This window comes from Agrobacterium deltaense RV3, assembly GCF_900013505.1.
In the GTDB taxonomy this organism is placed as follows: domain Bacteria; phylum Pseudomonadota; class Alphaproteobacteria; order Rhizobiales; family Rhizobiaceae; genus Agrobacterium; species Agrobacterium leguminum.
Genome location: NZ_LT009745.1, coordinates 1250529 through 1273592, shown reverse-complemented (window position 1 = coordinate 1273592; position 23064 = coordinate 1250529). Strand labels below are relative to the sequence as shown.

24 protein-coding genes are annotated in these 23064 nt (G+C 60.0%); 10 read left to right on the top strand and 14 right to left on the bottom strand.

Translation table 11 applies throughout. From position 1 onward, the window contains the following. Nucleotides 1-72 precede the first annotated feature (72 nt). Both AGR7B_RS06485 and AGR7B_RS06480 read right to left on the bottom strand, forming a co-directional pair. Nucleotides 73-2520, bottom strand: coding sequence for a penicillin-binding protein 1A (locus AGR7B_RS06485; RefSeq protein WP_065653947.1), 2448 nt, complete (start codon nt 2518-2520; stop codon nt 73-75). Between the two features lie 328 nt (nt 2521-2848). Beyond that, on the bottom strand, nt 2849-4108 hold the full coding sequence (locus AGR7B_RS06480; RefSeq protein WP_080856282.1) for an N-acetylmuramoyl-L-alanine amidase: 1260 nt from the start codon (nt 4106-4108) through the stop codon (nt 2849-2851). Between the two features lie 645 nt (nt 4109-4753). Here AGR7B_RS06480 and AGR7B_RS06470 point away from each other — a divergent pair. Beyond that, nucleotides 4754-7648 carry an Rne/Rng family ribonuclease gene (locus AGR7B_RS06470; protein ID WP_080856281.1) on the top strand — a complete coding sequence of 965 codons (2895 nt, stop codon included), beginning with the start codon at nt 4754-4756 and terminating at the stop codon, nt 7646-7648. A 148-nt stretch (nt 7649-7796) separates the two neighbouring features. On the opposite strand, the gene AGR7B_RS06465 is transcribed toward AGR7B_RS06470, so the two are convergent. The 3 genes from AGR7B_RS06465 to AGR7B_RS06455 all read right to left on the bottom strand — a co-directional run bounded on the left by AGR7B_RS06465 (nt 7797) and on the right by AGR7B_RS06455 (nt 9316). Then, entirely contained in the window at nt 7797-8501 is a 705-nt protein-coding gene (locus tag AGR7B_RS06465; protein ID WP_078053990.1) for an SDR family oxidoreductase, read from the bottom strand. A 132-nt stretch (nt 8502-8633) separates the two neighbouring features. Beyond that, entirely contained in the window at nt 8634-8993 is a 360-nt protein-coding gene (locus AGR7B_RS06460; protein WP_080856280.1) for an antibiotic biosynthesis monooxygenase family protein, read from the bottom strand. Beyond that, entirely contained in the window at nt 8990-9316 is a 327-nt protein-coding gene (locus tag AGR7B_RS06455; protein ID WP_080856279.1) for an NIPSNAP family protein, read from the bottom strand. The genes AGR7B_RS06460 and AGR7B_RS06455 overlap by 4 nt, the downstream gene beginning before the upstream one ends. A 74-nt stretch (nt 9317-9390) precedes the next feature. Here AGR7B_RS06455 and AGR7B_RS06450 point away from each other — a divergent pair, with 74 nt between their 5' ends. Further along, nucleotides 9391-10074: an ArsR/SmtB family transcription factor gene (locus tag AGR7B_RS06450; RefSeq protein WP_078053993.1), complete on the top strand. Its 684-nt coding sequence runs from the start codon at nt 9391-9393 to the stop codon at nt 10072-10074. 38 nt (nt 10075-10112) lie between these two features. On the opposite strand, the gene AGR7B_RS06445 is transcribed toward AGR7B_RS06450, so the two are convergent. After that, nucleotides 10113-11270, bottom strand: coding sequence for a pyridoxal phosphate-dependent aminotransferase (locus AGR7B_RS06445; RefSeq protein ID WP_003521454.1), 1158 nt, complete (start codon nt 11268-11270; stop codon nt 10113-10115). A gap of 173 nt (nt 11271-11443) precedes the next feature. On the opposite strand from AGR7B_RS06445, the gene AGR7B_RS06440 reads away from it, so the two are divergent. The 6 genes from AGR7B_RS06440 to AGR7B_RS06415 all read left to right on the top strand — a co-directional run bounded on the left by AGR7B_RS06440 (nt 11444) and on the right by AGR7B_RS06415 (nt 15824). Continuing rightward, on the top strand, nt 11444-12211 hold the full coding sequence (locus AGR7B_RS06440) for a DsbA family protein (protein ID WP_003521455.1): 768 nt from the start codon (nt 11444-11446) through the stop codon (nt 12209-12211). A gap of 125 nt (nt 12212-12336) precedes the next feature. Further along, nucleotides 12337-12774 (top strand): type II 3-dehydroquinate dehydratase, encoded by a 438-nt coding sequence (aroQ, locus tag AGR7B_RS06435; RefSeq protein WP_065653953.1) that lies wholly within the window; start codon nt 12337-12339, stop codon nt 12772-12774. A gap of 25 nt (nt 12775-12799) precedes the next feature. Next, nucleotides 12800-13291 (top strand): acetyl-CoA carboxylase biotin carboxyl carrier protein, encoded by a 492-nt coding sequence (accB, locus tag AGR7B_RS06430; protein ID WP_059752742.1) that lies wholly within the window; start codon nt 12800-12802, stop codon nt 13289-13291. A gap of 12 nt (nt 13292-13303) precedes the next feature. After that, entirely contained in the window at nt 13304-14650 is a 1347-nt protein-coding gene (gene accC, locus AGR7B_RS06425; protein WP_063951155.1) for an acetyl-CoA carboxylase biotin carboxylase subunit, read from the top strand. Between the two features lie 6 nt (nt 14651-14656). Continuing rightward, nucleotides 14657-15301: a leucyl/phenylalanyl-tRNA--protein transferase gene (gene aat / locus AGR7B_RS06420; protein ID WP_078053997.1), complete on the top strand. Its 645-nt coding sequence runs from the start codon at nt 14657-14659 to the stop codon at nt 15299-15301. 79 nt (nt 15302-15380) lie between these two features. After that, complete coding sequence (locus AGR7B_RS06415) at nt 15381-15824, top strand: hypothetical protein (protein ID WP_065653956.1); 444 nt, start codon at nt 15381-15383, stop codon at nt 15822-15824. A gap of 17 nt (nt 15825-15841) precedes the next feature. On the opposite strand, the gene AGR7B_RS06410 is transcribed toward AGR7B_RS06415, so the two are convergent. From AGR7B_RS06410 to gatB, 5 genes are all read right to left on the bottom strand, one after another. After that, nucleotides 15842-16279 carry a DUF2155 domain-containing protein gene (locus AGR7B_RS06410; RefSeq protein WP_080856277.1) on the bottom strand — a complete coding sequence of 146 codons (438 nt, stop codon included), beginning with the start codon at nt 16277-16279 and terminating at the stop codon, nt 15842-15844. A 132-nt stretch (nt 16280-16411) separates the two neighbouring features. Beyond that, nucleotides 16412-16810, bottom strand: coding sequence for an NADH:ubiquinone oxidoreductase subunit NDUFA12 (locus tag AGR7B_RS06405; protein WP_003521463.1), 399 nt, complete (start codon nt 16808-16810; stop codon nt 16412-16414). Nucleotides 16811-16919: 109 nt separating this feature from the next. Beyond that, a complete protein-coding gene (locus AGR7B_RS06400; protein ID WP_080856276.1) occupies nt 16920-17393 on the bottom strand; it encodes a GNAT family N-acetyltransferase in 474 nt (157 codons plus the stop codon). Then, nucleotides 17390-17887, bottom strand: a complete 498-nt coding sequence (locus AGR7B_RS06395) for a GNAT family N-acetyltransferase (RefSeq protein WP_080856275.1) — start codon at nt 17885-17887, stop codon at nt 17390-17392. Before AGR7B_RS06395 ends, AGR7B_RS06400 begins: the two co-directional genes overlap by 4 nt. 206 nt (nt 17888-18093) lie before the next feature. Continuing rightward, the gene (gatB, locus tag AGR7B_RS06390) at nt 18094-19599 is read right to left on the bottom strand and encodes an Asp-tRNA(Asn)/Glu-tRNA(Gln) amidotransferase subunit GatB (protein WP_080856274.1); all 1506 of its coding nucleotides are present in this window, start codon (nt 19597-19599) and stop codon (nt 18094-18096) included. Between the two features lie 151 nt (nt 19600-19750). On the opposite strand from gatB, the gene AGR7B_RS06385 reads away from it, so the two are divergent. Beyond that, nucleotides 19751-20083: a DUF1294 domain-containing protein gene (locus AGR7B_RS06385; protein ID WP_162934065.1), complete on the top strand. Its 333-nt coding sequence runs from the start codon at nt 19751-19753 to the stop codon at nt 20081-20083. Here AGR7B_RS06385 and AGR7B_RS06380 read toward each other — a convergent pair. After that, complete coding sequence (locus AGR7B_RS06380; protein WP_035217587.1) at nt 20065-20574, bottom strand: GNAT family N-acetyltransferase; 510 nt, start codon at nt 20572-20574, stop codon at nt 20065-20067. The genes AGR7B_RS06385 and AGR7B_RS06380 overlap by 19 nt on opposite strands. Before the next feature lie 274 nt (nt 20575-20848). Here AGR7B_RS06380 and AGR7B_RS06375 point away from each other — a divergent pair, with 274 nt between their 5' ends. Then, nucleotides 20849-21106, top strand: coding sequence for a YjhX family toxin (locus tag AGR7B_RS06375; protein ID WP_003521470.1), 258 nt, complete (start codon nt 20849-20851; stop codon nt 21104-21106). A 58-nt stretch (nt 21107-21164) separates the two neighbouring features. On the opposite strand, the gene gatA is transcribed toward AGR7B_RS06375, so the two are convergent. Further along, nucleotides 21165-22646, bottom strand: a complete 1482-nt coding sequence (gatA, locus tag AGR7B_RS06370) for an Asp-tRNA(Asn)/Glu-tRNA(Gln) amidotransferase subunit GatA (RefSeq protein WP_080856272.1) — start codon at nt 22644-22646, stop codon at nt 21165-21167. A 54-nt stretch (nt 22647-22700) separates the two neighbouring features. Then, on the bottom strand, nt 22701-22988 hold the full coding sequence (gene gatC / locus AGR7B_RS06365; protein ID WP_003521472.1) for an Asp-tRNA(Asn)/Glu-tRNA(Gln) amidotransferase subunit GatC: 288 nt from the start codon (nt 22986-22988) through the stop codon (nt 22701-22703). Nucleotides 22989-23064: the final 76 nt, after the last annotated feature.

Here is a 23064-nt window from a genome sequence, read left to right as displayed (position 1 = left end):
ACTCGTTGCTCAAATAAATGCGGGGGGCGCGGATGTAAAGACCCGCGCCCCCGCCAAACGTCAGGAGTGATATCAATAAAGACCGCCGCCACCGCCGGTGATGGCCTGCTGCGCCTGCGGTGAGGTCTTGAGAATGTCTTCCTGCGACATGTATCCGTCATCGCCGATGACAGAGAAGGTGGAAGCAGGACCCGTGCCGGGCTTGAAGGCTTCCATGATAGTGTCGGGCTCGCCCTCGACCGCCGCCATGCCGGTCTTGCGGTTGACGGCGACGAAATTCATGCCGGCAGGTACGATGAACTTGCTTGGCTCCATGTGCTTGGCCGCATCGGAGATGAACTCACCGAAGATCGGCGCGGACAGCGAGCCACCCGTGCCGCCACGGCCGAGAGGCGCCGGCGAATCGAAACCGATATAGAGGCCGGCGACCATGTCCGGCGTGTAACCGACGAACCAGGCGTCCTTTTCATCGTTGGTCGTGCCCGTCTTGCCGGCAACCGGCAGATCGACCTTGATCTTGCCCGCCGCCGTGCCGCGCTGCACGACGCCTTCCAGCATCGAGGTCGTCTGATAGGCGGTCATCGGGTCGAGAACCTGTTCGCGATTGTCAACGATGACGGGCTCATCCTGGTTCTGCCAGCTGGTGGCGTTGCAGCCTTCGCAGGCGCGCTCCTCATGCCGGAAGATCGTCTTGCCGTAGCGGTCCTGAATGCGGTCGATCAGTGTCGGCTTGATCTGCTTGCCGCCATTGGCGATGACCGAATAGGCCGAGACCATACGCATCACGGTCGTTTCACCGGAACCCAGCGACATGGACAGAAGCGGCGGCATCTTGTCGTAAATACCGAAGCGTTCGGCATATTCCGCGACCAGATTCATGCCCATATCCTGCGCCAGACGCACCGTCATGAGGTTACGGGATTTCTCGATACCGAGACGCAGGGTCGACGGGCCGGCGGAACCGCCGCCGTAATTCTGCGGCTTCCACACCTGATTGCCGGAAACGACCTCGATCGGCGCATCGAGAATGACCGACGCTGGCGTATAGCCGTTATCGAGTGCCGCCGCGTAGATGAACGGCTTGAAGGAGGAGCCCGGCTGGCGCATCGCCTGCGTCGAGCGGTTGAATTCCGACTGCGCATAGGAGAAACCGCCGACCATGGCCAGAACACGGCCGGTATGCGGGTCCATCACCACCATGCCGCCCTGCACTTTCGGCGGCTGGCGCAGGCGATATTCATTACCAGAGTTGGAAAGCGGCTGCGCATAAACCACGTCACCGGCCGAGAGGACGCCAACCGGCGACTTGGCGGTGGCCTTCTTGCCGGTCGCATCGCGGAAAGCCCAGCGCATGTTTTCAGCGGAGATATGGCCGCGCGTGCGCTTGTCGCCATCTTCCGTTTCCGTGTCCGGCTGCACGCCGATGTCGACGCCATCGGCAGCGACAGCGAGAACCACAGCGACTTTCCATTCCGGAACGTCGCGCAGGCCCTTGACCTTGGCGAGCGCCGCCGTCCAGTCACCCGCAGTCTCAATCTTTTCGACGGGTCCGCGGAAACCGCGACGCTCGTCATATTGCACCAGACCGTCCTGAAGCGCCTTGCGGGCTTCCATCTGGATCTGCGGATCGAAAGAGGTGCGGACCGAGAGCCCGCCTTCGAGAAGCGCTTCCTCGCCGTATTTCTCGACGATCTGGCGGCGGACTTCCTCCGCGAAGTAGTCAGACGCGAAGATATGCGCGCCACCGCGACGCAGATTGACGCCAAGCGGCTGCTTTTTGGCGTCCGTGGCGTCGGCGACCGTGATGTAGCCGTTTTCGGCCATGCGGTCGATCACCCAGTCGCGACGCTCAAGAGCCGCCTTTTCGCGGCGGATCGGATGGTAATTGGCCGGACCCTTCGGCAGCGATGCGAGATAGGCGGTTTCCGCAATCGTCAGTTCCGTCACCGATTTGTTGAAATAGGTGAGCGCCGCGCCGGCAATGCCGTAGGAATTCAGGCCGAAGAAAATCTCGTTGAGATAAAGCTCGAGAATCTTGTCCTTGGAATAGGTCTGCTCGATGCGGAAGGACAGAATGGCTTCCTTGAGCTTGCGGTCGATGGTCTGGTCGTTGGTCAGAAGGAAGTTCTTCGCCACCTGCTGGGTGATGGTGGAGGCGCCGACCGGACGGCGGCCGGAGCCGAAATTCTGGATATTGACGAGAATGGCGCGGCCGAGGCCGAAGACATCCACACCCGGATGGTTGTAGAAATTCTTGTCTTCCGCCGAAAGGAAAGCAGCCTTCACCCGGTCGGGAATGGCCTGGATCGGCAGGAACAGGCGTTTTTCATGCGCATATTCCGCCATCAGCGCGCCGTTGCCGGCATGCACGCGGGTCGTCACCGGCGGCTCATAGGTGCTCAAAACTGCGTAATCCGGCAGGTCCTTCGTCACGCCGTGCAAATAAATCGCACCGGCGGCGGCGGCGCACAGGAAGAGCACGCTGGCCAAGCCGAAAAAATATCCAATCAGTCTGATCATACCAAGCTACCGATAATTCGAATCGTAACCATCAACGCCCGACGATTTACGGGCGCATCCTTGCATATCGCGTGCCGTTTTGCACACCATACCTTCGATGACAAGCCGGATACGGCAGCATTCGCTGATATGTTACCGGGCGGTAGGCCCGCAATCGCGCTGCGGACGCTTTGCGGATCGCCACCGAATCCGCTTTCCGAGTAACGCGGCGAATGTGAGTAAAATAGGGCTTCGCCTTCGTAATCGTCTGCAAGACCCAAGAATTGAACAGCTTTTCGGCGGTCAATGGCAGGGCGGCAACAGCATTGCCGCTCTGCCGGCTGCCCTCTCAGCCGCCATTTGCCATGGCCTTGGCGCGGTATCGCCCAACGGCGGTTGCCAGCGTATCGGCCACCTTCTTGCGCCATTCCCCATCGAGAAGCAGCTTTTCGTCTTCCGGATTGGAGAGGAAACCGAGTTCCAGCAGCACTGACGGCACATCGTGGGCGCGCAGCACCATGAAACCGGCGTAACGGTGCGGATTGTTGATGAGCCCAACCTGCCCCTCAAAGGAGGAGACGATGTTTTCAGCCAGCGTCACCGAAAAGGCCTGCGTTTCACGGCGGGTGAAATCGAGAAGAATATCGGCCACTTCCGGCGGCTCGCTGGAGGCAGCGACGCCCGCGATCTGGTCAGACTTGTTTTCGCGCTCCGCCAGTTCCTGCGCCTGCCGGTCCGATGCCCGGTCCGACAATGTATAGACGGTCGCGCCCCGGATGCCCTTTTGCTTCAACGTATCCGCATGAAGGGAAATAAAGAGGTTGGCATTGTTCTGCCGCGCGATGGTCACCCGTTCCGACAAGGCGAGAAAGGTATCGGAATCGCGCGTCAGGAAAGCCTTGATGCCTGGCTCGCGGTTCAGCCGCTCGGCAAGTTCCTTGGCGAAAGTCAGCGTAATGACCTTTTCCTCGGTGCCGGTGGTGCCGCCGGTGGCGCCCGCATCGATGCCGCCATGGCCGGCATCGACAGCGATGACGAATTCCGCTGGCCGCGACGTCTTGTCATCCGGCGTGATCGCGGCAGTCGTCACCGGGGCCGCCGCCTGCCACTGCTGATCCTTCACCAGTTCCGCGAACTTGCCCTTGGTGGTGATTTCCGTATCGAGCACGAAATGGAAAGATTGGCCGTTATCGGTCTTTTTGGTTTCGGCAACCGCCACCTGAACCGGCTTTTTCGCCGTCAGCACGATGCGGGCGCTGTTCTGCCCCATGCTGCCGAAACGGATATCCGAAAAAAGACCGGTCGGCTTCAGGTCGGATGCGGGAAAGCTGAAATTCACCGCCGGAAAGTCCACAACGATGCGGGCGGGCGAATCGAGATAGTGAACGTCGAATTCCGGCTCTTCGGCGAAGTCGAGAACGATGCGCGTGCGCGCCTCATCGCCGATGATCCGCGCCTGATGAACGACGAGCGGCTCCACGGCATGGGCTGCCGGCGCGGCGGAAATAGAGGCGACGACGGAAAATGCCAGAGCAGCCGCAAGCCGCGCGATTCGCGCGCCAAGCCGCCCTCTCCCACCGAATATCGCTGCGTTGCGCGTGAAATTCATGGTCTTCAAGAAATTCCGTATTTCAGTCATTTTCGATAAAGGGCGAGGAAAAACGCCGGCAACAGTGCCGTTTCGACCACGCCGTACGATAGTTTGCGCGTTTGCGCCCCACAATCGCAGGCCTTGGTGAACCAATTGTTAACCCGGAAATTCCACCAATAATATGGCATATTTAGCCAGCCTATTGCTATTATGACAGAGAAAACATACAACACGGATGAGGGTTAAAAGTGTTGACGGGATAGATGCCCGCCGGCTGCCAATCGAAAAAGACGCTGGCGCTGCAAATCGGGCAATCATCTGCCGTCGTTACATTTATCCTGAAACTCGATCAATTCCGGCCGTGGCCGGAGACCTACCCGGTGGCGCTGCCACCGCCGCTCTGAGGAGAGCAAATTCATCGGATCCCAAGGGGTCTATATATTATTGTCGTTCCGCCTGGCCAATGATGTCGCAGCAGTTTTCACATGAACCGGATACCAGGAGCAGGCCAAGCGCCTCGCCGTCGGTCCGGATGCTGCCAGTTTACAGACGCCCGGCAGGAGACTTCATTTCCGGCACATCCTTGCACTCATATGAAAGGCTCGTCCGTGTGGCGGGCCTGTTCTCGTATAAAACAAGGCTGCGCCGAGGAGCACAGCTTACATGGCAGACAAAATGCTTATCGACGCCTCCCACGAAGAGGAGACACGCGTAGTCGTTGTCCGTGGGAACCGGATCGAAGAATTCGATTTCGAATCGGAGCACAAGAAACAGATCCGCGGCAATATCTACCTTGCCAAGGTCACGCGCGTTGAGCCTTCCCTCCAGGCGGCCTTCGTCGACTACGGTGGAAACCGCCACGGCTTTCTCGCTTTTGCGGAAATCCATCCGGACTATTACCAGATTCCGCTCGCCGACCGTCAGGCCCTCCTGAAAGCGGAAGCCGAGGATCATCGCCGCAGCGACGATTTCGAATCCGCTGACGCACCCGAGCCCGGCGCCCCCATGATCGACCTTTCGCAGGTGGATCAGCCGGATGTCGGCATTGTTTCCGCCAGCGAAACCACTGAAACGGTCGTCGTGGAAGAGACTGCGCCTGCCGCGGAAGAGGTTTCTGGAGAAGCGGCCGTCGAGGCCGTAGCCGAAGAAGCGCCCGCCGAGGAAGAAAAGCCGAAAAAGCGCACCCGTCGCCCCCGCGCCAAGAAGAAGACGGCGGAAGAAGAAGCCGCAGCGGCCGAGGCCGCCGAAGCGTCTTCTGAAGACGATGGCAGCGCCGGCGGTGAAATGGCCGCCATGGTCGATACCGACACGATTTCCGAGGAAGTCGAGGGTCTTCGCCGCGGCAATGACGATGATGACGACGACGATGACGATCACCACGAAAAGGAAGTGATCGAATCCGTCGGCGCCGAAGACGCCATGGAAGAGGTTCCGGACCGCGTCGCCCGCAAGCCGCGCAAGCAGTATCGCATTCAGGAAGTCATCAAGCGCCGCCAGATTCTTCTGGTGCAGGTGGCCAAGGAAGAGCGCGGCAACAAGGGCGCGGCGCTGACCACTTACCTGTCTCTTGCCGGCCGTTATTCCGTTCTGATGCCGAATACGGCGCGTGGCGGCGGTATTTCCCGCAAGATCACCCAGCCGGCCGACCGCAAGCGCCTGAAGGAAATCGCGCGCGATCTGGAAGTGCCGCAGGGCATGGGTGTCATCCTGCGTACCGCCGGCGCCAACCGTACCCGCGTCGAAATCAAGCGCGACTTCGAATATCTGATGCGCCTGTGGGAAAATGTCCGCACGCTGACCCTCAACTCCACGGCCCCCTGCCTCGTTTACGAGGAAGGCTCGCTCATCAAGCGTTCGATCCGCGATCTTTACAACAAGGATATCGGCGAGATCATCGTTTCGGGCGAAGACGGCTACCGTGAAGCCAAAGACTTCATGAAGATGCTGATGCCGAGCCACGCGAAGGTGGTTCAGCCTTACCGCGACATTCACCCGATCTTCTCGCGCTCCGGTATCGAAGCCCAACTCGACCGGATGCTGCAGCCGCAGGTCACGCTGAAGTCGGGCGGTTACCTCATCATCAATCAGACGGAAGCGCTGGTTTCCATCGACGTCAACTCGGGCCGTTCGACCCGCGAGCATTCCATCGAGGAAACCGCGCTGACGACGAACCTCGAGGCGGCGGAAGAAGTGGCGCGCCAGCTGCGCCTGCGCGACCTTGCCGGCCTTGTCGTCATCGACTTCATCGACATGGAAGAAAAGCGCAACAACCGCGCTGTCGAGAAGAAGCTCAAGGATTGCCTGAAGAACGACCGCGCCCGCATTCAGGTCGGCCGCATCTCGCATTTCGGCCTTCTGGAAATGTCGCGCCAGCGCATCCGCGCTTCGGTACTGGAATCGACCACGCAGGTCTGCCAGCATTGCGGCGGCACGGGCCATGTTCGCTCGGAATCCTCCATCGCGCTGCATGTGCTGCGCGGCGTCGAGGAATATCTGCTGCGCAACACCACCCACAACATCACGGTGCGCTGCACGCCGGAAACGGCGCTCTACCTGCTCAACCACAAGCGCGGCACGATCGTCGATTATGAAGGCCGCTTCGGCGTTTCGATCATCATCGCTGCTGACGCCGGCGTCGGTGCGCAGCATTTCGCCATCGATCGCGGTGAAGCCGTCGAAAATCCGGTGAAGATCGAAAGCCTCATCCAGATGCTGCCGAACTTCGTGGAAGAGGAAGACGATTTCGTCGCCGAGGTGGAAGAGGACGAAGACGAGGAAGAAATCGTCAAGGCGCAGACCTCCGAGCCACGCCAGCAGCAGCAGGGCGACAATGGCGAGGAAGGCAAGCGCAAGCGCAAGCGTCGCCGCCGCCGTCGCGGCAAGGGCGGTCAGGGCGAGCAGAACGGCGCGCTCGACGCCCAGTCCGGCGATGCGGAAGGCGATGATGCCGAAGGTGATGACGATGGCGTCGAAACCGATGAAGCCGATGCTGAAACCGAAAACGGTGCAACGGAAGCCGTAACCTCCGAAGAGGACGGCAAGCGCAAGCGCCGCCGTCGCGGCAAGCGCGGCGGACGTCGCAACCGTGCGGAAGACGAGGCTCTCGATGCCGCCGGCTCGGAAGCCGAAGGTGAAAGCGAAGAGGCTTCCGCCGAAGCATCCGTAACCGAAGAGCCGACCGCCGCCGAGGTGGTGGAAGGTGCGGTTGCCGAGGTCGCGGAAGAGGACGTGCCGAAAAAGCCGCGCCGCACCCGCAAGGCAAAGGCCAAGACTGAAACCGAGGAAGCGCCGAAGGCCGAAGCCGTTGAAACGGTGGAGCCGGTGATCGTTGAGGAAACCGTGGTGGACGTCGCCATTGAAGAAGCGGGTGAGGCTTCGGCCGATCTGGCTTCGGAAGCGGAAGCACCGGCCACGGAAGAAAAGGTCCGCGCGAACCGGGGCAGCAATGTCTCGAGCTCGGAGCCGGTAGTCACCTCTTCCGGTTCCTCCACCCCCGCCGATGGCGAGGAGCCGAAGCCCCGCAAGGGTGGCTGGTGGCAGCGCAAGGGCTTCTTCTGAGAGAAGCCACATCCTGAATAAAAGACGCCCGCAACGATGTTGCGGGCGTTTTCTTTTATCGGCGCAAAGAACGGGCGTTTTTTGAGCCGCTGACATTTCCTCATTCCTGCGCTTGTCACGGGAATGAGGAGTGGGAAAGGCCAACCCGTCAAACAGACCGCGTCAGCCCGCCATCAACGCGGATATTCTGACCGGTAATATAACCGGCCCCATCAGAGGCAAGGAATGCCACGGTGGCGGCGATTTCCTCGCTCTTGCCGTAACGCTGCATCGGCACGCTCTCGCGGCGTTCCTCCGTCGCCGGCAGGCTGTCGATCCAGCCGGGCAGAACATTGTTCATGCGCACATTGTCGGCCGCATAGGTATCGGCGAAAATCTTGGTGTAGGAGGCAAGACCGGCGCGGAACACGGCGGATGTCGGGAACATGCTGCTCGGTTCGAAAGCCCAGGCGGTCGAGATATTGACGATGGCGCCCGCCTTCTGTTTCACCATAACGGGGGCGACGATCCGCGTCGGGCGGATGACGTTCATGAGGTAGACATCGAGGCCGGTGTGCCATTGCTCATCGGTAATATCGAGAATGGAGGCGCGCGGGCCATGGCCGGCGCTGTTGACCAGCACATCGATGCGGCCGAATTTTTCGAGTGTCAGATCCGTGAGCCGCTGGAGATCGTCATTGGACTGGTTGGAGCCGGTAACGCCGATACCGCCCAGCTCCTGCGCCAGCGCCTCCCCCTTGCCGGACGAAGACAGGATCGCGAGTTTGTAGCCATCCGCGGCCAGACGTTTCGCCACGGCGGCCCCCATGCCGCTGCCGCCTGCCGTTACAATCGCTACTTTTTCTGCCGACATCGCTTTTCTCCTTGTCCTAACCTTAAGGGTGTCCCGCACCACATTGGCCTATCTATAACGGGTTTCAAAGGCGAGTTCGAACCAGAAAGCCTTGCAACGGCATGCAGAAAAACTGATGCTGGAAATATCAGCCTAAGCTGTTCCCTCTCCCGGATGGGCTTTCCGGCTGTCGGCCGGCGCTTCCTCCCGCTCCTCCAGGCCATAGTCGCGGATCACCTGCGCGATACGCAGCCGGTAATCGGAGAAAACACCGGAGCGGCCCAGCGACTGCGCAGTGCGATGCGGCGCGGTGTTGCGCCATACCCTCACCGCCTCCTCATCCCGGAAAAAGGACAGAGAGAGCATCTTGTCCGGATTGCCGATGCTTTGAAACCGTTCAACGGACAGGAAGCCGTCTATGGTTTCCAGTTCAGCCCGCAGGCCTGCCGCGATATCGAGATAATGCTGCTTCTCGCCTTCAGCCGGCCAGACCTCGAAGATAACGGCAATCATTGTCCACCTCCGGCATGCGGAGTGGAAGCGAGACGCAGGAAAAGCCGGTCCTCTCGGCGGATGAACTGTTCGCGGCGGGCGAATTCGTAATTTTCCCGCCCTGCAGGATCAACGGCCAGCCGTGCCCTGTAGGCTTCGTAAGCGGCGAGATTTTCGATGTTGTAGACACCGTAAGCAATGGTGCTCGATCCTTCCTTCGGCGCGTAATAGCCGATCAGATCGGCCCCGCAGCGCGGTATCGCCTCACCCCATGTGCGAGCATATCGCTCAAAGGCGTCGACCTTGAAAGGATCGATCTCGTAGCGGATGAAACAGGTCAGCATCGTTTGTCTCCTCGTGGTTTGCCTCTCCTTTCTACGCCATTGCCTTGCATCAATGCTTCGGCTACCATCGAAGCATGAAAGACGGACCCTTAATCGCCAATGTCGCCGCGCTGATCGGCGACCCTGCCCGCGCCAACATCCTGACGGCGCTGATGGACGGACGCGCGCTGACCGCAAGCGAGCTTGCCGAAGCCGCAGGCGTGACCCTGCAGACCGCCAGCGGGCATCTGTCGAAGCTCTCCGAGGCGCAACTCCTGAAAGCGGAAAAACAGGGGCGTCACCGCTATTTCCGTCTTTCCGACGAGGATGTGGCGCATGTTCTTGAAGCGTTGATGGGTCTTGCCCAGCGCACGGGCGCAGTCCGCGTCCGCACGGGACCGAAGGACAAGGCGCTGCGGGAAGCGCGCATCTGCTACGATCATCTGGCCGGGGAAAGCGGCGTTGCGCTGCTTGCCGCCATCACCGCAAAAGGGCTCGTGACGTTAGGTGACGATCCTGCCCTAACCGAGAACGGACGCGACTTCTTCTCAAGCTTCGGCATCGACCTTTCGTCACTCGAAAAGGCCCGTCGCCCGGTCTGCCTGCATTGCCTGGACTGGAGCGAACGTCGCCATCACCTCGGCGGCGGGCTTGGCGCGTCGCTTCTCGAAGCCATGCAGCAGCGCGACTGGCTGCGGCGCGGAAACGGCCGTGTGCTGACCTTCACTGCGAAGGGCGAGAAGGCGTTCAACAGCACCTTCGGCTGCACGCCCGCCTGATCTCCCTTACCTGATTTCCCCGAACGGATGATCCCGGCTTATTTCAGCCAGCCGGCAATACGTCCAACGGCCTCGGCGATATCCGACACGGAACCCGCATAGGAAATGCGCAGCGCCCTGTGCCCTTCCTCGGGATCGAAATCCATGCCCGGCGTCGCCGCCACATCGATTTCCGCCAGCATGCGCTTGGCAAAATCCATGCTGTCATTAGAAAAACGGCTGGTATCGACATAGGCGTAAAAAGCGCCATCCATAGGGGATGCCAGCGGCAGGCCGATCTCCGGCAGGCGCGCCATCAGGAAATCGCGGTTGGTGCGATAGCTCTCCCGATAGACATCCAGTTCCTCCGCCGCCGAAAAGGCCGCTGTCGCCGCAAGCTGCGACAGTTCGGGCGCGGAAATATAAAGGCTCTGGGCCAGACACTCGACGGGACGGACCAGATTTTCGGGCAGCACCATCCAGCCGATGCGCCAGCCGGTCATGCAATAATATTTGGAGAAGGAGTTGATGATCACGGCATTGTCGGTGATTTCAAGCGCACTCGTCTCTTCGCCGACAAAGGTAAGGCCGTGATAAATCTCGTCGGAAATGAAAGCCATGTCGCGGCTTTCGCAGTAGCTCGCAAGCCGCTTCAGCGCCTCACGGCCGGTAACGGTGCCGGTCGGATTGGCCGGGCTTGCCAGAAGCACACCCTTCAGCTTGCAGCCGGCCTTTGTCTCTGCCCGCTCCAGACTTGCCGGGGTCAGCGTATAGCCGGTTTCCGCCGTAACCGGCACTTCCACGACATTGAGGCCGAGAGCCTTCAGAATATTGCGATAGGCCGGATAGCCGGGCCTTGCGATAGCGACATAATCGCCGGCATCGAAAAGGCTGAGGAAAGCGAGATTGAAGGCTGCGGATGAGCCCGTGGTCACGGCGATGCGGGCCGGATCGATGGCGACCTGGTGGCGCAGCCGGTAATGACCGGCGATCGCCTCCCGCAGCTCGCGCAGGCCGAGCGCATCGGTATAACCGATCCGCCCATGCTTCAGCGCCGCCTCAGCCGCCGCAAGCGAGGCTTTCGGCGCGGGATGCGAGGGCTGGCCGACCGCCATGGAAATGACGGGGCGGCCCGCCTGCCTGCGCCGATTCGCTTCCGCCAGAATATCCATGGCGTGAAAGGGTTCGACTGCGCTCCGCTTCGACATCGTAATCAAGGGCATGCTCTTTCCTGAACCGTATTTCAGAGACTTGCCGCAGAATCACAATCTTCACAATCATGCGATCATAATGCGGACAAGTATTTTTGCCGTATGGCATTTGGCTTAAAGTAAGGTAATTGCCTTCATAAGATTTCAAGAGGCTCCGGCCGCACAGAATGAGGACCGATATGGCGCATTTTCTCCGTTCCACCCTTCTCGCCAGCGTGACGGCCCTTTCGACGGTATTCGCCTCCCTGCCCGCCCATGCGCTCGACGAGCAGCAGAAGAAGGAAATGGGCGAGTTCATCAAGCAATATCTGATCGAGAACCCGGAAATCATGCTCGAGGTTCAGGATGCGCTTGAGCGCAAGCAATATGCGGCGCGCAACGCCAAGGCGGCGGAAGCCGTCGCCGACAACAAGAAGGCCATCTTCGAATCGAAATTCGATCTGGCGCTCGGCAACCCGGATGGCGATGTCACGCTGGTCGAGTTCTTCGACTACAATTGCGGTTATTGCAAACGCGCCATGGGCGACATGGACAATATTCTGAAGAGCGACAAGAAGGTGCGCGTCGTTCTCAAGGAATTCCCGATCCTCGGACCGGAATCGGTTGCGGCCCACCGTGTCTCCAATGCCGTGAAGCTGCTTGCGCCGGCCAAGTATCCCGAATTCCAGCGCACGCTGCTCGGCGGTCGCGGACGGGCGAATGAGGACAGCGCCATGGAAGTCGCGACCTCGCTCGGTCTCAAGGAAGCCGACATCCGCAAATCGATGGCGGAGAACCCCAATGACGAGCAGGTGCAGGAGACTTACAAGTTGGCAACCAGCCTCGGCATCACCGGAACGCCGTCCTATATCGTCGGCGACGAGGCGGTTTTCGGTGCGGTCGGCGCTGACCCGCTGAAGGAAAAAATCGCCAATATGCGCAGCTGTGGAAAAGCCACCTGCTCCTGATTGCCAAAAAAGCCACTGCATTCCCTGTGAGATGCCTGCCAAGCGGCCGGTTTAGGGCTTGCGGGGGCTTTTCCTTGACGGCTGCGCAGTCTATAGGTGTCGCTGATTTTCTTATGGAAACGTGAATGAGCAACATCATCATCGTCATCAACGGCCCCAATCTCAACATGCTGGGAAAAAGGGAACCGGGTATCTATGGTGGCAAGACGCTGAAGGACATCGAGAATGATTGCCTTCAAGCCGGTGCCGATCTCGGTTTCGCAGTGGAATTCCGCCAGTCCAACCACGAAGGCGTGCTGGTGGACTGGTTGCAGGAGGCGGGCGAGCGGGCGGTAGGCGTCGTCATCAATCCCGGCGCCTACAGCCACACATCCATCGCGTTGCATGACGCCATTCGCGCGATTTCCACGCCCGTCGTGGAAGTGCACATTTCCAACATCCACGCCCGCGAAGAGTTCCGTCACAAATCGATGGTATCACCCGCGGCAAAGGGCATGGTCTGCGGTTTCGGACCATATGGATACATCATGGCGCTTCACGCGCTGAAAAACATCACGGCATAAAAAGAAACAAAGAATAGGGTTTGTCATGTCTGAAAAGAAACAGGGTATCGACAAGGAACTGATCCGCGAACTCGCGAATATCCTCAACGATACCGACCTTTCGGAAATCGAAGTGGAGCAGGACGACCTGCGCATCCGCGTTTCCCGCGCCGCTCCCGCCGCCACGGTCTATGCCGCAGCGCCTGCTGCTTATGCGCCCGCACCGGCAGCAGCCCCCGTTGCTGCACCGGCCGCAGCCGCGCCGGCCGCCCCTGCGGCCTCCGCAGCGCCTGCCCGCAACCCGGCCAACACCGTGTCCTCGCCCATGGTCGGCACGGTCTATCTTTCGCCTGCCCCGGGCGCACGTCCCTTCATCGAAGTGGGTGCAACCGTCAAGGAAGGCCAGACCATCCTCATCGTCGAAGCCATGAAGACCATGAACCAGATCCCGGCTCCCAAGTCCGGCAAGGTCGTGGAAATCGTCGTCAACGACGCTCAGCCCGTGGAGTATGGCGAAGCCCTCGTGGTCATCGAATAAAGGCGGTTCAGCATGGTTTCGAAGATCCTCATAGCCAACCGCGGCGAGATCGCGCTACGCGTCCTGCGCGCCGCCAAGGAACTTGGCATTCCGACGGTGGCCGTGCATTCCACGGCCGACGCGGACGCCATGCATGTGCGCCTTGCCGACGAAAGCGTGTGCATCGGCCCGCCGCCCTCGCGTGACAGCTACCTCAACATCCACCAGATCGTTGCGGCCTGCGAAATCACCGGTGCGGACGCCGTTCACCCTGGCTACGGCTTCCTGTCGGAAAACGCCAAGTTTGCCGATATCCTTGACGCGCACGGCATCACCTTCATCGGACCGACCGCCGAACATATCCGCATCATGGGCGACAAGATCACCGCCAAGCAGACGGCGCAGGAACTCGGCATTCCCGTGGTTCCCGGTTCCGATGGCGAAGTGAAGCCTGAAAACGCGCTCGAAATCGCCCGGACGATCGGCTTCCCGGTCCTCATCAAGGCGACGGCGGGCGGCGGTGGTCGCGGTATGAAGGTGGCCAAGACCGAAGCCGATTTGGAAGAGGCCGTTGCGACGGCCCGATCCGAAGCGGCAGCAGCCTTCGGCAACGACGCCGTCTACATGGAAAAATACCTCGGCAAACCGCGCCATATCGAAGTGCAGGTTTTCGGCGATGGCGAAGGCAATGCCGTTCACCTTGGCGAACGCGATTGCTCGCTCCAGCGCCGCCACCAGAAGGTGCTGGAAGAAGCCAATTCGCCGGCTCTGACCGTCGAACAGCGCATGAAGATCGGCGAGATTTGCGCGAGCGCCATGCGCAAGCTGAAATATCGCGGCGCCGGCACCATCGAGTTCCTCTATGAAAACGGCGAGTTCTATTTCATCGAAATGAACACCCGTCTGCAGGTGGAGCATCCGGTGACGGAAGCCATCACCGGCATGGATCTCGTGCAGGAACAGATCCGGGTCGCTTCCGGTCAGGGCCTGTCGGTCACGCAGGCGGATATCGAATTCCATGGCCATGCCATCGAATGCCGTATCAATGCCGAGGACCCGCGCACCTTCGTTCCCTCACCGGGCACGCTGACCTATTTCCACACGCCGGGCGGTCTTGGTGTGCGTGTCGATTCCGGTGCCTATCAGGGCTACAAGATCCCGCCCTATTACGACAGCATGATCGGCAAACTGATCGTTCACGGCCGCGACCGTGACGAATGCATTCGTCGTCTGCGTCGGGCGCTCGACGAATTCGTCGTTGATGGCATCAAGACCACGCTGCCGCTTTTCCAGGATCTCCTTCAGAACGAGGATATCCTGAAGGGCGATTACGACATTCACTGGCTGGAAAAATATCTGGCCGGTGACGCGTCTCACTAAGACGATATGGTTGGGCGGCGCAGTAGAAATAACGGCATAACGGTCGATATCCTGCTGCGCGCCTATTCCGCCGGCCTGTTCCCAATGGCCGATTCGGCTGACGATCCCGAGCTTTTCTGGGTCGAGCCGGAAATTCGGGGAATCATCCCGCTCAATGGTTTTCACGTTTCCAAAAGCCTCGCCAAGGCGATGCGCAGGAAGCCGTTCGAGATTCGCTTCAACACCGCCTTCGAAGCGGTGATGGCCGGATGTGCGGCGGAAGCGCCGGACAGGCCAAGCACCTGGATCAATGCCACCATCCGCAGGCTCTATACCGAATTGCACCAGATCGGCCACGCCCATAGCGTCGAGGCGTGGGAGGGCGAGGAGCTCGTCGGCGGGCTGTACGGCGTCTCGCTGGGCGCCGCCTTCTTCGGCGAGAGCATGTTTTCCCGCCGCACCAATGCATCGAAGATTTGCCTCGTGCATCTGGTCGAGCGTTTGCGGCAGCAGGGGTTTACGCTGCTCGACACGCAATTTACGACCGAACATCTGAAGACATTCGGGGCAATCGATATTCCGAAGTCGGAATATGCCACGATACTTGAAGCGGCTGTCGACAGGCCGGACGTACCATTCGAAAAATCGTCGGCGCAAGAAAATCTACGCTGAAAACAACCTGAGATTTTGCTTGCAACCCTCGAAAACATGACCTATCCGATCATGATATATGGTTTGCCGGGGGATGGCCATGCGCTGGATTGCGGCCTTGTTATTGATGTTGACGCCGGCGGCGAATGTCACCGCTGCCGAACAGCGCCCCAACCCGCAGGCCGCCTGGCGAAGCGAAATTTCCCGAGCCTTGACGGGCGTAACCGGCCGCCCCGAATTCAAGGTCGTGCGGACGAACAAGAAGCAGGTACTCCTTGTTACTTTCCGCGTTGACCCGGCGGGAAAGATGCAGGCCGTTCAGGTCAAAAACATAAGGGATAGTACCTATCAGACAAGAATGGCCGTGAAGAGGGCATTTTCCGAAATCAGGTTCCCCTCACCGCCCGCCGGCGATCAGCCCAACAAGTTCACCGTTCCGATTGTGATCGAGCCTGAACTGACACGGGAGGAAATGATCGAACAACTGGAAAGCAAAAGCAAAGCCCTGGCCGATTTGGCCGAGAAGCTCAGACGCCAGAAATAGGCGCGGTCGTGGGTTAATTACTTGCTTGCCGTTGAGGGAGCGGGAACTTCCGAGTCCTGCTTGCAGCCCGTCAGCCACACGTCGTAGATGGGATGTTCCACGGCGTTGAGGCCGGGGCTGTCGGCGAACATCCAGCCCGTGAAAATCCGCTTGATCTTGCGGTCGAGGGTGATTTCATCCACCTCGATGAAGGCATCGATCTTCTGCGCTTCCGTCTGGTCGCGGGAATAGCAGACTTTCGGCGTCACCTGAAGCGCGCCGAACTGCACGGTCTCATCGATATAGACATCGAAGGAAGTGATGCGGCCGGTGATCTTGTCGATGCCGGAAAACACCGCCACACGGTTTTCAAGACGAGCAGCATAAACGGGCGAAATGAGGATGACAGCAGAGACCGCTGCAAACAGCGAGACTGTCAGCGCACGCAAAGAACGATCCCGCGTGAATTTCCTCATACGATATGTCTCCAAATATTTGCCTGTGTCGAACCGCCGACCGGATCAACGCCTAAGGGCGGAATGTGGCAAAAACCGGTGAGGCCGGATGCAAGCGCGGTGTTTTGCACAACACCGCGCATCGCAAGATGCTTAGTTGCCGGGGGTCCAGGCGTCGTAGTCGCCGGTCACGCGCGGGCGCTCGCCAGCCACGGCCAGCGACCCCTGAGGGCGATAGGCCTTGGAGGAACCGGTGAGGTTCGGCTGATGCGGCTTCTGCCAGTCGCGCGCAACGTAGCTTTCCTGGCTCGGCGGCACGTCGGTGCGGTAATGCATCCAGCCATGCCAGCCGGGCGGAATGGCCGACGCTTCGGCATAACCGTTGTAGATCACCCAGCGGCGCGGCATACCCCAGGAGGTGGTGCCGCCTTCGTAATAGGTGTTGCCCAACTCGTCCTGTCCTACCTTCTTGCCGAAACGCCAGGTATGAAACCGCGTTCCGATCGTCTGGCCGTTCCACCAGGTGAAGATTTGCGTCAGGAGAGTCTTCATTCTACGTTCCTCGGGCTTGAATGCGCCGCAGCGATTTTCCGTGCACGGCACAAGACATGCTTATGCCGCCCCTCACGGCAATTGTCCAGCATTTCGAGATATATCCGCGCTATTTCAGCTTCATCCTGAAGCCTAAATGCCGCTTCTCGAAACCCAGCCGCTCATAGAAGCGGTGAGCGTCCAGCCTGGCCATGTTGGACGTCAGCTGCGCGGCGTTCAGGCCCTGACGGCGGGCTTCGTCCAGGCAATGATTGATCATCACCGCGCCGATGCCGCGACCGCGCATGTCGGCACGCGTCTGCACCGCCTCGATCACCATGGACTTTGCCCCTCGCCCGACGAGCTTGGTCAGGATCGCCGTCTGGAAGGTGCCGACCACCTCGCCATCCAGTTCCGCCACATAGAGCGTTTCGCTCGGCGACGCTTCGATGGCGCGGAAAGCGGCGAGATAATCCGGCTGCGCCGATTCTTCCGCCGTATCGCCGTGGCCGCCGATCTCGTCGGCGGCAAAAATGGCGGCGAGTGCCGGAAGATCGTCTTCGCGCGCCGTGCGGATGATCAGTTGTTGAAGTTTCTCATTCATCGGGTCAGGCTCTTTTCCATAACGACGCCGGGCAGACCCTCGATGCCCGCCATGCGCTCGATTCGGTCGACCTCGACAAATCCGACGCCTTCATAAAAGGCGATTGCGACAGTATTTTTAGGCTCGACTTCCAGCCGCATGATTTCCGCATCCGGAAAACAGGTTTCCAGTTCGGCGAAGAGATCGCGGCCGACGCCCTGCCGCTGAAGGTCAGGCGCGACATAGAGCTGGTGCAGCAGGGCTGTCTTCGCCATCTTGGTGGACATGGAGCCATAGGCCATGCCGCCAATCCGCTTGCCGTCGTCAGCCACCAGAAACTCGCCGCCCTTTTTCTCGATGCGGTCCTTCATGGCCTGCGGCGAATGCCATGCGAGGATCAGCTGGTTGACCTTGTCCACGCCATAGATCGCATCATAGGTCGCGTGCCACGTCGTGGCGAGCAGGTTGCGCACCGGCTCAATGTCACGCAGGCTTGCCGTGCGGATGAAGAACATGATTTGGCTCCGTCTTGAAACAGAAATGCCGGGCGTTGATCCCGGCAGAAGTGATGTCAGTCCCTCGTGCCCGACGTCGTCCTCGGGCCTGTCCCGAGGATCTGAGCACATTGGACCTTGTGGGTCGTTAGATCCTCGAGACAAGCCCGAGGATGACGGATGAGAGCTTTCTGCCTCGATACCTGTGAGCACGAGGCAGCGTCCGCTTACTCTTCCTCGATACCGAGCTTGGCCTTCACCAGCGCCTGCACCGCCTGCGGGTTAGCCTTGCCGCCCGTCGCTTTCATGACCTGACCGACGAACCAGCCGGCAAGAGTCGGCTTTGCCTTCACCTTCTCGACCTGATCCGGGTTGGCGGCGATGATCTCATCCACGGCCTTTTCGATGGCGCCGGTATCGGTCACCTGCTTCATGCCGCGGGCTTCAACGATTTCCGCCGGGTTGCCGCCCTCGTTCCAGACGATTTCGAACAGGTCCTTGGCGATCTTGCCGGAAATGGTCTCGGCCTTGATGAGATCGATGATGCCACCGAGCTGTTCGGGCGAAACCGGCGTCGTCTCGATATCCTTGCCCGATTTGTTCAGCGCGCCGAGCAGATCGTTGATGACCCAGTTGGCGGCAGCCTTCGCATCGCGGCCGGCGGCGACGGCCTCGTAATAATCGGCAATCGCCTTTTCCGAAACGAGGATCGAGGCGTCATAGACCGACAGGCCGAGATCGGCCACGAAACGGGCTTTCTTGTCGTCGGGAAGCTCCGGCAGGTCGACCTTCAGCGCCTCGACGAAAGCATCGTCGAATTCGAGCGGCAAGAGGTCCGGATCGGGGAAATAACGGTAATCATGCGCATCTTCCTTGGAGCGCATGGACCGCGTCTCGCCCTTGCCGGGATCGAACAGGCGGGTTTCCTGATCGATCACGCCGCCATCTTCCAGAATGGCGATCTGGCGGCGCGCCTCATATTCGATGGCCTGACCGACGAAGCGAATGGAGTTGACGTTCTTGATTTCGCAGCGCGTGCCGAAACCTTCGCCCGGACGGCGCACGGAGACGTTGACGTCGGCGCGCATCGAGCCTTCATCCATGTTGCCGTCGCAGGTGCCGAGATAACGCACGATGGAACGCAGCTTGGTGAGATAGGCCTTGGCTTCGTCAGACGAGCGCATATCCGGCTTGGAGACGATTTCCATCAGCGCCACGCCCGAACGGTTCAGGTCCACGAAGGACATGGTGGGGTGCTGGTCATGCATGGACTTGCCGGCGTCCTGCTCCAGATGCAGACGCTCGATGCCGATTTCGATATCTTCGAAATTGCCCTGACGGTCCGGACCGAGCGAAATGGTGATGGTGCCCTCACCGACGATCGGGTCCTTGAACTGCGAAATCTGGTAGCCCTGCGGCAGGTCCGGATAGAAGTAGTTCTTGCGGTCGAAGATCGAGCGATTGTTGATCTTGGCTTTCAGGCCAAGACCGGTGCGCACCGCCTGCTTCACGCATTCCTCGTTGATGACGGGCAGCATGCCCGGCATGGCGGCATCCACCAGCGACACGTTGGAATTCGGCGCATTGCCGAAGGTGGTCGATGCACCGGAAAACAGCTTGGAATTGGAGAGAACCTGCGCATGCACCTCCATGCCGATCACGATTTCCCAATCGCCGGTGGCGCCGGGAATGAAGCGTTTCGGGTCGGGGGTGCGCACGTCTACAAGGGTCATCTGAAGCTCACGATATACGGGTTCTTTGGCCTTGGTGGGTAGAACAAATGGAGCGCGGGCGCAAGACATCTTGCACCCTCTCACGCGGGGTCCGGGATTTTCGCCGATACAGGATACGCGTTTTTTACGCTTCCCGGTTTCAATTCACGTCATGGTGACGGTCGCTCTCTGTTTCATAACCTATATCGCCTTCAATCTTTTCGTCTTTCTTGTCTATTGGTGGGACAAGGAAGCGGCAAGAAATGGCGGATGGCGCATCCGGGAAAGCACGCTGTTATCGCTTGCACTCATCGGCGGCAGCCTGGGCGCGATCTCGGCACAACGGCTGCTCCGGCATAAGACACGCAAGGAACCGTTCCGCAACATCCTGATATCGATCGTGATATTGCAGATTGGCCTTGTCGCATCGCTCGCCATCACGCCGGACTGGCCGATGCGGCTGGTGGAGGCTCTGCAAACTCTGTCTCAGAAAGCCGGCCCATAAAGACCGCTCTCGACTTCGGCCAATTGCTTCTGCAGGCCTACCGACTGCACTTCGCGGTCGAGTTTCGGCGCATAGGAGACGGAGAGCCAGCGGACGCTATAGCCATGGTGGCGGAAAAAGGCGACGGCCGGCTCATTCTGGGCATGGGTTTCAAGCCGGATGGTCTCGAACCCCCTGTCCTCAATCAGCCTTTCGACATCGCCCAACAGGTGGCTGCCGACACCTCTGCGGTGAAAATCAGGATCGATCCAGAAATCGGAAATCGTCTCGTCGAAATGCTCACGCGCCGCCCATCCGGCAACCGAGCCGCCAAACTCCGCCACCCTGATCGCCAGCCATGACGAGCGGGTAAAATTGGAAAAGGCGCTGGCCGCATTGTCGTAAAGGGTCGGGGTGATGCCGAGAGCCGCGGTTGCCTGTCGCCATGCCCTGAGGCCGATGGCCGCCAGAACCTCCGCCTCCTGCTCATGCGCATTGCGAATGACGATCAAGCCGCGCCCTCCATGGCCGTTGAAATTAAACCATTGCCAAGGCGATTCGACCAGCATGGTTTTCTCGCGCCTGGCGGGACTTGACCGCCTCGGCTTTGCCCGCTACCCAAAAGGAGCAAGAACGGAGTTTTTATGTTCGCTCAATCGGAGTCCCGGTAAAGGCCCTGCCCGCAAGTTTATTGCGCGCCGGGCCATGCTGAAACCGAGCCGGATGCCCTAACCGCACCCGGATTTGCTTTCACGCGTCTATATGACGCCGACCGGACTTCCAAAAATGGACATTTCCCGCGCCGAACAGCGCATTCTTCACCTGCTCGCCCAGGGCGGCAGAATTGAACTCGTTCGAGACGACGCCCACAAAATCGAAAAACTCGCGCTTTACACGCGTGACGGCTGGATTTTCAGCGGCCTCGATCTCCTCACCTTCCGCAAACTGAAACGGAAGAGAGCCATCGCCTCTTCCGGCGGCAAACCCTACCGCATCACGACGCGCGGGCTGGAACTCGTGCGGGGCGAGCTGGACAATCGATGAAAAACAAACGGGCGGCATTCAATGCCGCCCGTTTGTGTAGAGAGCTTGGTGAATCCGCTTACCACCACTTGGCAGGGGTGAACTTACCGGCTGCCTGCTCGATGGCATGCGCCGTCTTGAACAGCGTTTCCTCCTCGAAAGGCTTGCCGATGAGCTGGAGGCCAAGCGGCAGGCCCTTGCCGTCGAGGCCGGCCGGAACCGAGAGGCCAGGAAGACCGGCCATGTTGACCGTGATGGTGAAAACGTCCTGCAGGTACATCTTCACCGGATCGGAAGCGAGTTCCTCGTCACCGACTGCAAAGGCGGAAGACGGGGTGATCGGCGCCAGAATGGCGTCGACGCCTTCGTGGAAGACGTTTTCGAAATCGCGCTTGATGAGGGTGCGGACCTTCTGCGCCTTCAGGTAATAGGCGTCATAATAACCGGCGGACAGCACATAGGTGCCGACCATGATGCGGCGCTGCACTTCCTTACCGAAACCGGCGGCGCGGCTCTTTTCGTACATGTCGGCAATGTCCTTGCCGTCGACGCGCAGACCGTAACGGACGCCGTCATAACGGGCAAGGTTAGACGAGGCTTCCGCCGGCGCGACGATGTAATAAGCGGGCAGCGCGTATTTGGTGTGCGGCAGCGAGATATCGATGACCTCGGCACCGGCATCACGCAGCCACTCGACGCCCTTGGCCCAGAGCTTTTCGATTTCTTCCGGCATGCCGTCGACGCGATATTCCTTCGGAATACCGATCTTCAGGCCCTTGAGCGACTGACCGATGGCCTTTTCGTAGTCCGGCACCGGCAGGTCGACGGAGGTCGTGTCCTTGGCGTCGACGCTTGCCATCGTCTTCAGCAGGATCGCGGCATCACGCACGTCACGGGCAATCGGGCCTGCCTGATCGAGCGAGGAAGCATAAGCGACGATGCCGAAGCGCGAGCAGCGGCCATAGGTGGGCTTGATGCCGACGGTGCCGGTAAAGGCGGCCGGCTGGCGGATGGAGCCGCCGGTATCGGTTGCGGTGGCGCCGGCGCAGAGATGCGCGGCAACGGCTGCGGCCGAACCGCCGGAGGAGCCGCCGGGCACCAGCTTCTGGTCGGAACCATTGGCGCGCCAAGGGTTGATGGCAGGGCCGTACCAGGAGCTTTCATTGGACGAGCCCATGGCGAATTCGTCCATGTTGAGCTTGCCGAGCATGACGGCGCCCTGATCCCAGAGGTTCTGGGTAACGGTGGATTCATATTTCGGCTTGAAGCCGTCGAGAACATGCGAACACGCCTGCGTGTGCACGTCACGGGTGGCGAAAAGGTCTTTCACGCCAAGCGGAACGCCTTCCAGCTCGCCAGCCTTGCCGGCGGCGATGCGGTCGTCGGAGGCTTTCGCCATGTCGCGCGCCTTTTCGGGCGTCGTCGCCACATAGGCGTTCAGCGCGCCGTTGGCCGCATCGATGGCGGAGAGATAGGCGTCGGTCAGCTCGAGGGCGGAAAATTCTTTGGCCTTCAGCTTCTCGCGGGCTTCGGCAATGGTCAGGCTCGTCAGGTCGGTCATGGTCGGCAACGGCTTTCGAAATCTTGGAAAAATCGGGCGGCAGAGGTGGTCGGCTTATTCGACCACTTTCGGGACCATGAAGAAGTCCCGGTCGGTCGCAGGCGCATTGGCGACAATGTCTTCCGCCTTGTTGCCGTCGGTCACCACGTCGGCGCGTTTTTTCATGTCCACCGGGGTCACCGAGGTCATCGGCTCAACGCCGTCGACATTCACTTCCGAAAGCTGCTCCACGAAACCGAGTATGCCGTTCAGCTGGCCGAGCATATTCTGTGCTTCTTCTTCGCTGACTGCGATACGGGCAAGGCGCGCAACGCGCTTTACGGTGGCGAGATCGACGGACATGGTTCTACTCCGATGGGATATTTCCCATTCGCTATAATCACCATGTCCGTCATTCGCAACGGTAGAAAGCATGTCG

Coding starts and splice junctions, on each gene's coding strand:
- AGR7B_RS06450 (WP_078053993.1), top strand. CDS start 9,391: ATGAAAGACGGACCCTTAATCGCCAATGTCGCCGCGCTGATCGGCGAC.
- AGR7B_RS06395 (WP_080856275.1), bottom strand. CDS start 17,887: ATGTTCTTCATCCGCACGGCAAGCCTGCGTGACATTGAGCCGGTGCGC.
- AGR7B_RS06480 (WP_080856282.1), bottom strand. CDS start 4,108: ATGAATTTCACGCGCAACGCAGCGATATTCGGTGGGAGAGGGCGGCTT.
- AGR7B_RS06465 (WP_078053990.1), bottom strand. CDS start 8,501: ATGTCGGCAGAAAAAGTAGCGATTGTAACGGCAGGCGGCAGCGGCATG.
- AGR7B_RS06375 (WP_003521470.1), top strand. CDS start 20,849: ATGGACATTTCCCGCGCCGAACAGCGCATTCTTCACCTGCTCGCCCAG.
- AGR7B_RS06410 (WP_080856277.1), bottom strand. CDS start 16,279: ATGAGGAAATTCACGCGGGATCGTTCTTTGCGTGCGCTGACAGTCTCG.
- AGR7B_RS06400 (WP_080856276.1), bottom strand. CDS start 17,393: ATGAATGAGAAACTTCAACAACTGATCATCCGCACGGCGCGCGAAGAC.
- AGR7B_RS06405 (WP_003521463.1), bottom strand. CDS start 16,810: ATGAAGACTCTCCTGACGCAAATCTTCACCTGGTGGAACGGCCAGACG.
- AGR7B_RS06460 (WP_080856280.1), bottom strand. CDS start 8,993: ATGATTGCCGTTATCTTCGAGGTCTGGCCGGCTGAAGGCGAGAAGCAG.
- gatA (WP_080856272.1), bottom strand. CDS start 22,646: ATGACCGACCTGACGAGCCTGACCATTGCCGAAGCCCGCGAGAAGCTG.
- aat (WP_078053997.1), top strand. CDS start 14,657: ATGGTTGGGCGGCGCAGTAGAAATAACGGCATAACGGTCGATATCCTG.
- AGR7B_RS06485 (WP_065653947.1), bottom strand. CDS start 2,520: ATGATCAGACTGATTGGATATTTTTTCGGCTTGGCCAGCGTGCTCTTC.
- accB (WP_059752742.1), top strand. CDS start 12,800: ATGTCTGAAAAGAAACAGGGTATCGACAAGGAACTGATCCGCGAACTC.
- AGR7B_RS06415 (WP_065653956.1), top strand. CDS start 15,381: ATGCGCTGGATTGCGGCCTTGTTATTGATGTTGACGCCGGCGGCGAAT.
- AGR7B_RS06455 (WP_080856279.1), bottom strand. CDS start 9,316: ATGCTGACCTGTTTCATCCGCTACGAGATCGATCCTTTCAAGGTCGAC.
- AGR7B_RS06440 (WP_003521455.1), top strand. CDS start 11,444: ATGGCGCATTTTCTCCGTTCCACCCTTCTCGCCAGCGTGACGGCCCTT.
- AGR7B_RS06385 (WP_162934065.1), top strand. CDS start 19,751: ATGGTGACGGTCGCTCTCTGTTTCATAACCTATATCGCCTTCAATCTT.
- accC (WP_063951155.1), top strand. CDS start 13,304: ATGGTTTCGAAGATCCTCATAGCCAACCGCGGCGAGATCGCGCTACGC.
- aroQ (WP_065653953.1), top strand. CDS start 12,337: ATGAGCAACATCATCATCGTCATCAACGGCCCCAATCTCAACATGCTG.
- AGR7B_RS06470 (WP_080856281.1), top strand. CDS start 4,754: ATGGCAGACAAAATGCTTATCGACGCCTCCCACGAAGAGGAGACACGC.
- gatB (WP_080856274.1), bottom strand. CDS start 19,599: ATGACCCTTGTAGACGTGCGCACCCCCGACCCGAAACGCTTCATTCCC.
- gatC (WP_003521472.1), bottom strand. CDS start 22,988: ATGTCCGTCGATCTCGCCACCGTAAAGCGCGTTGCGCGCCTTGCCCGT.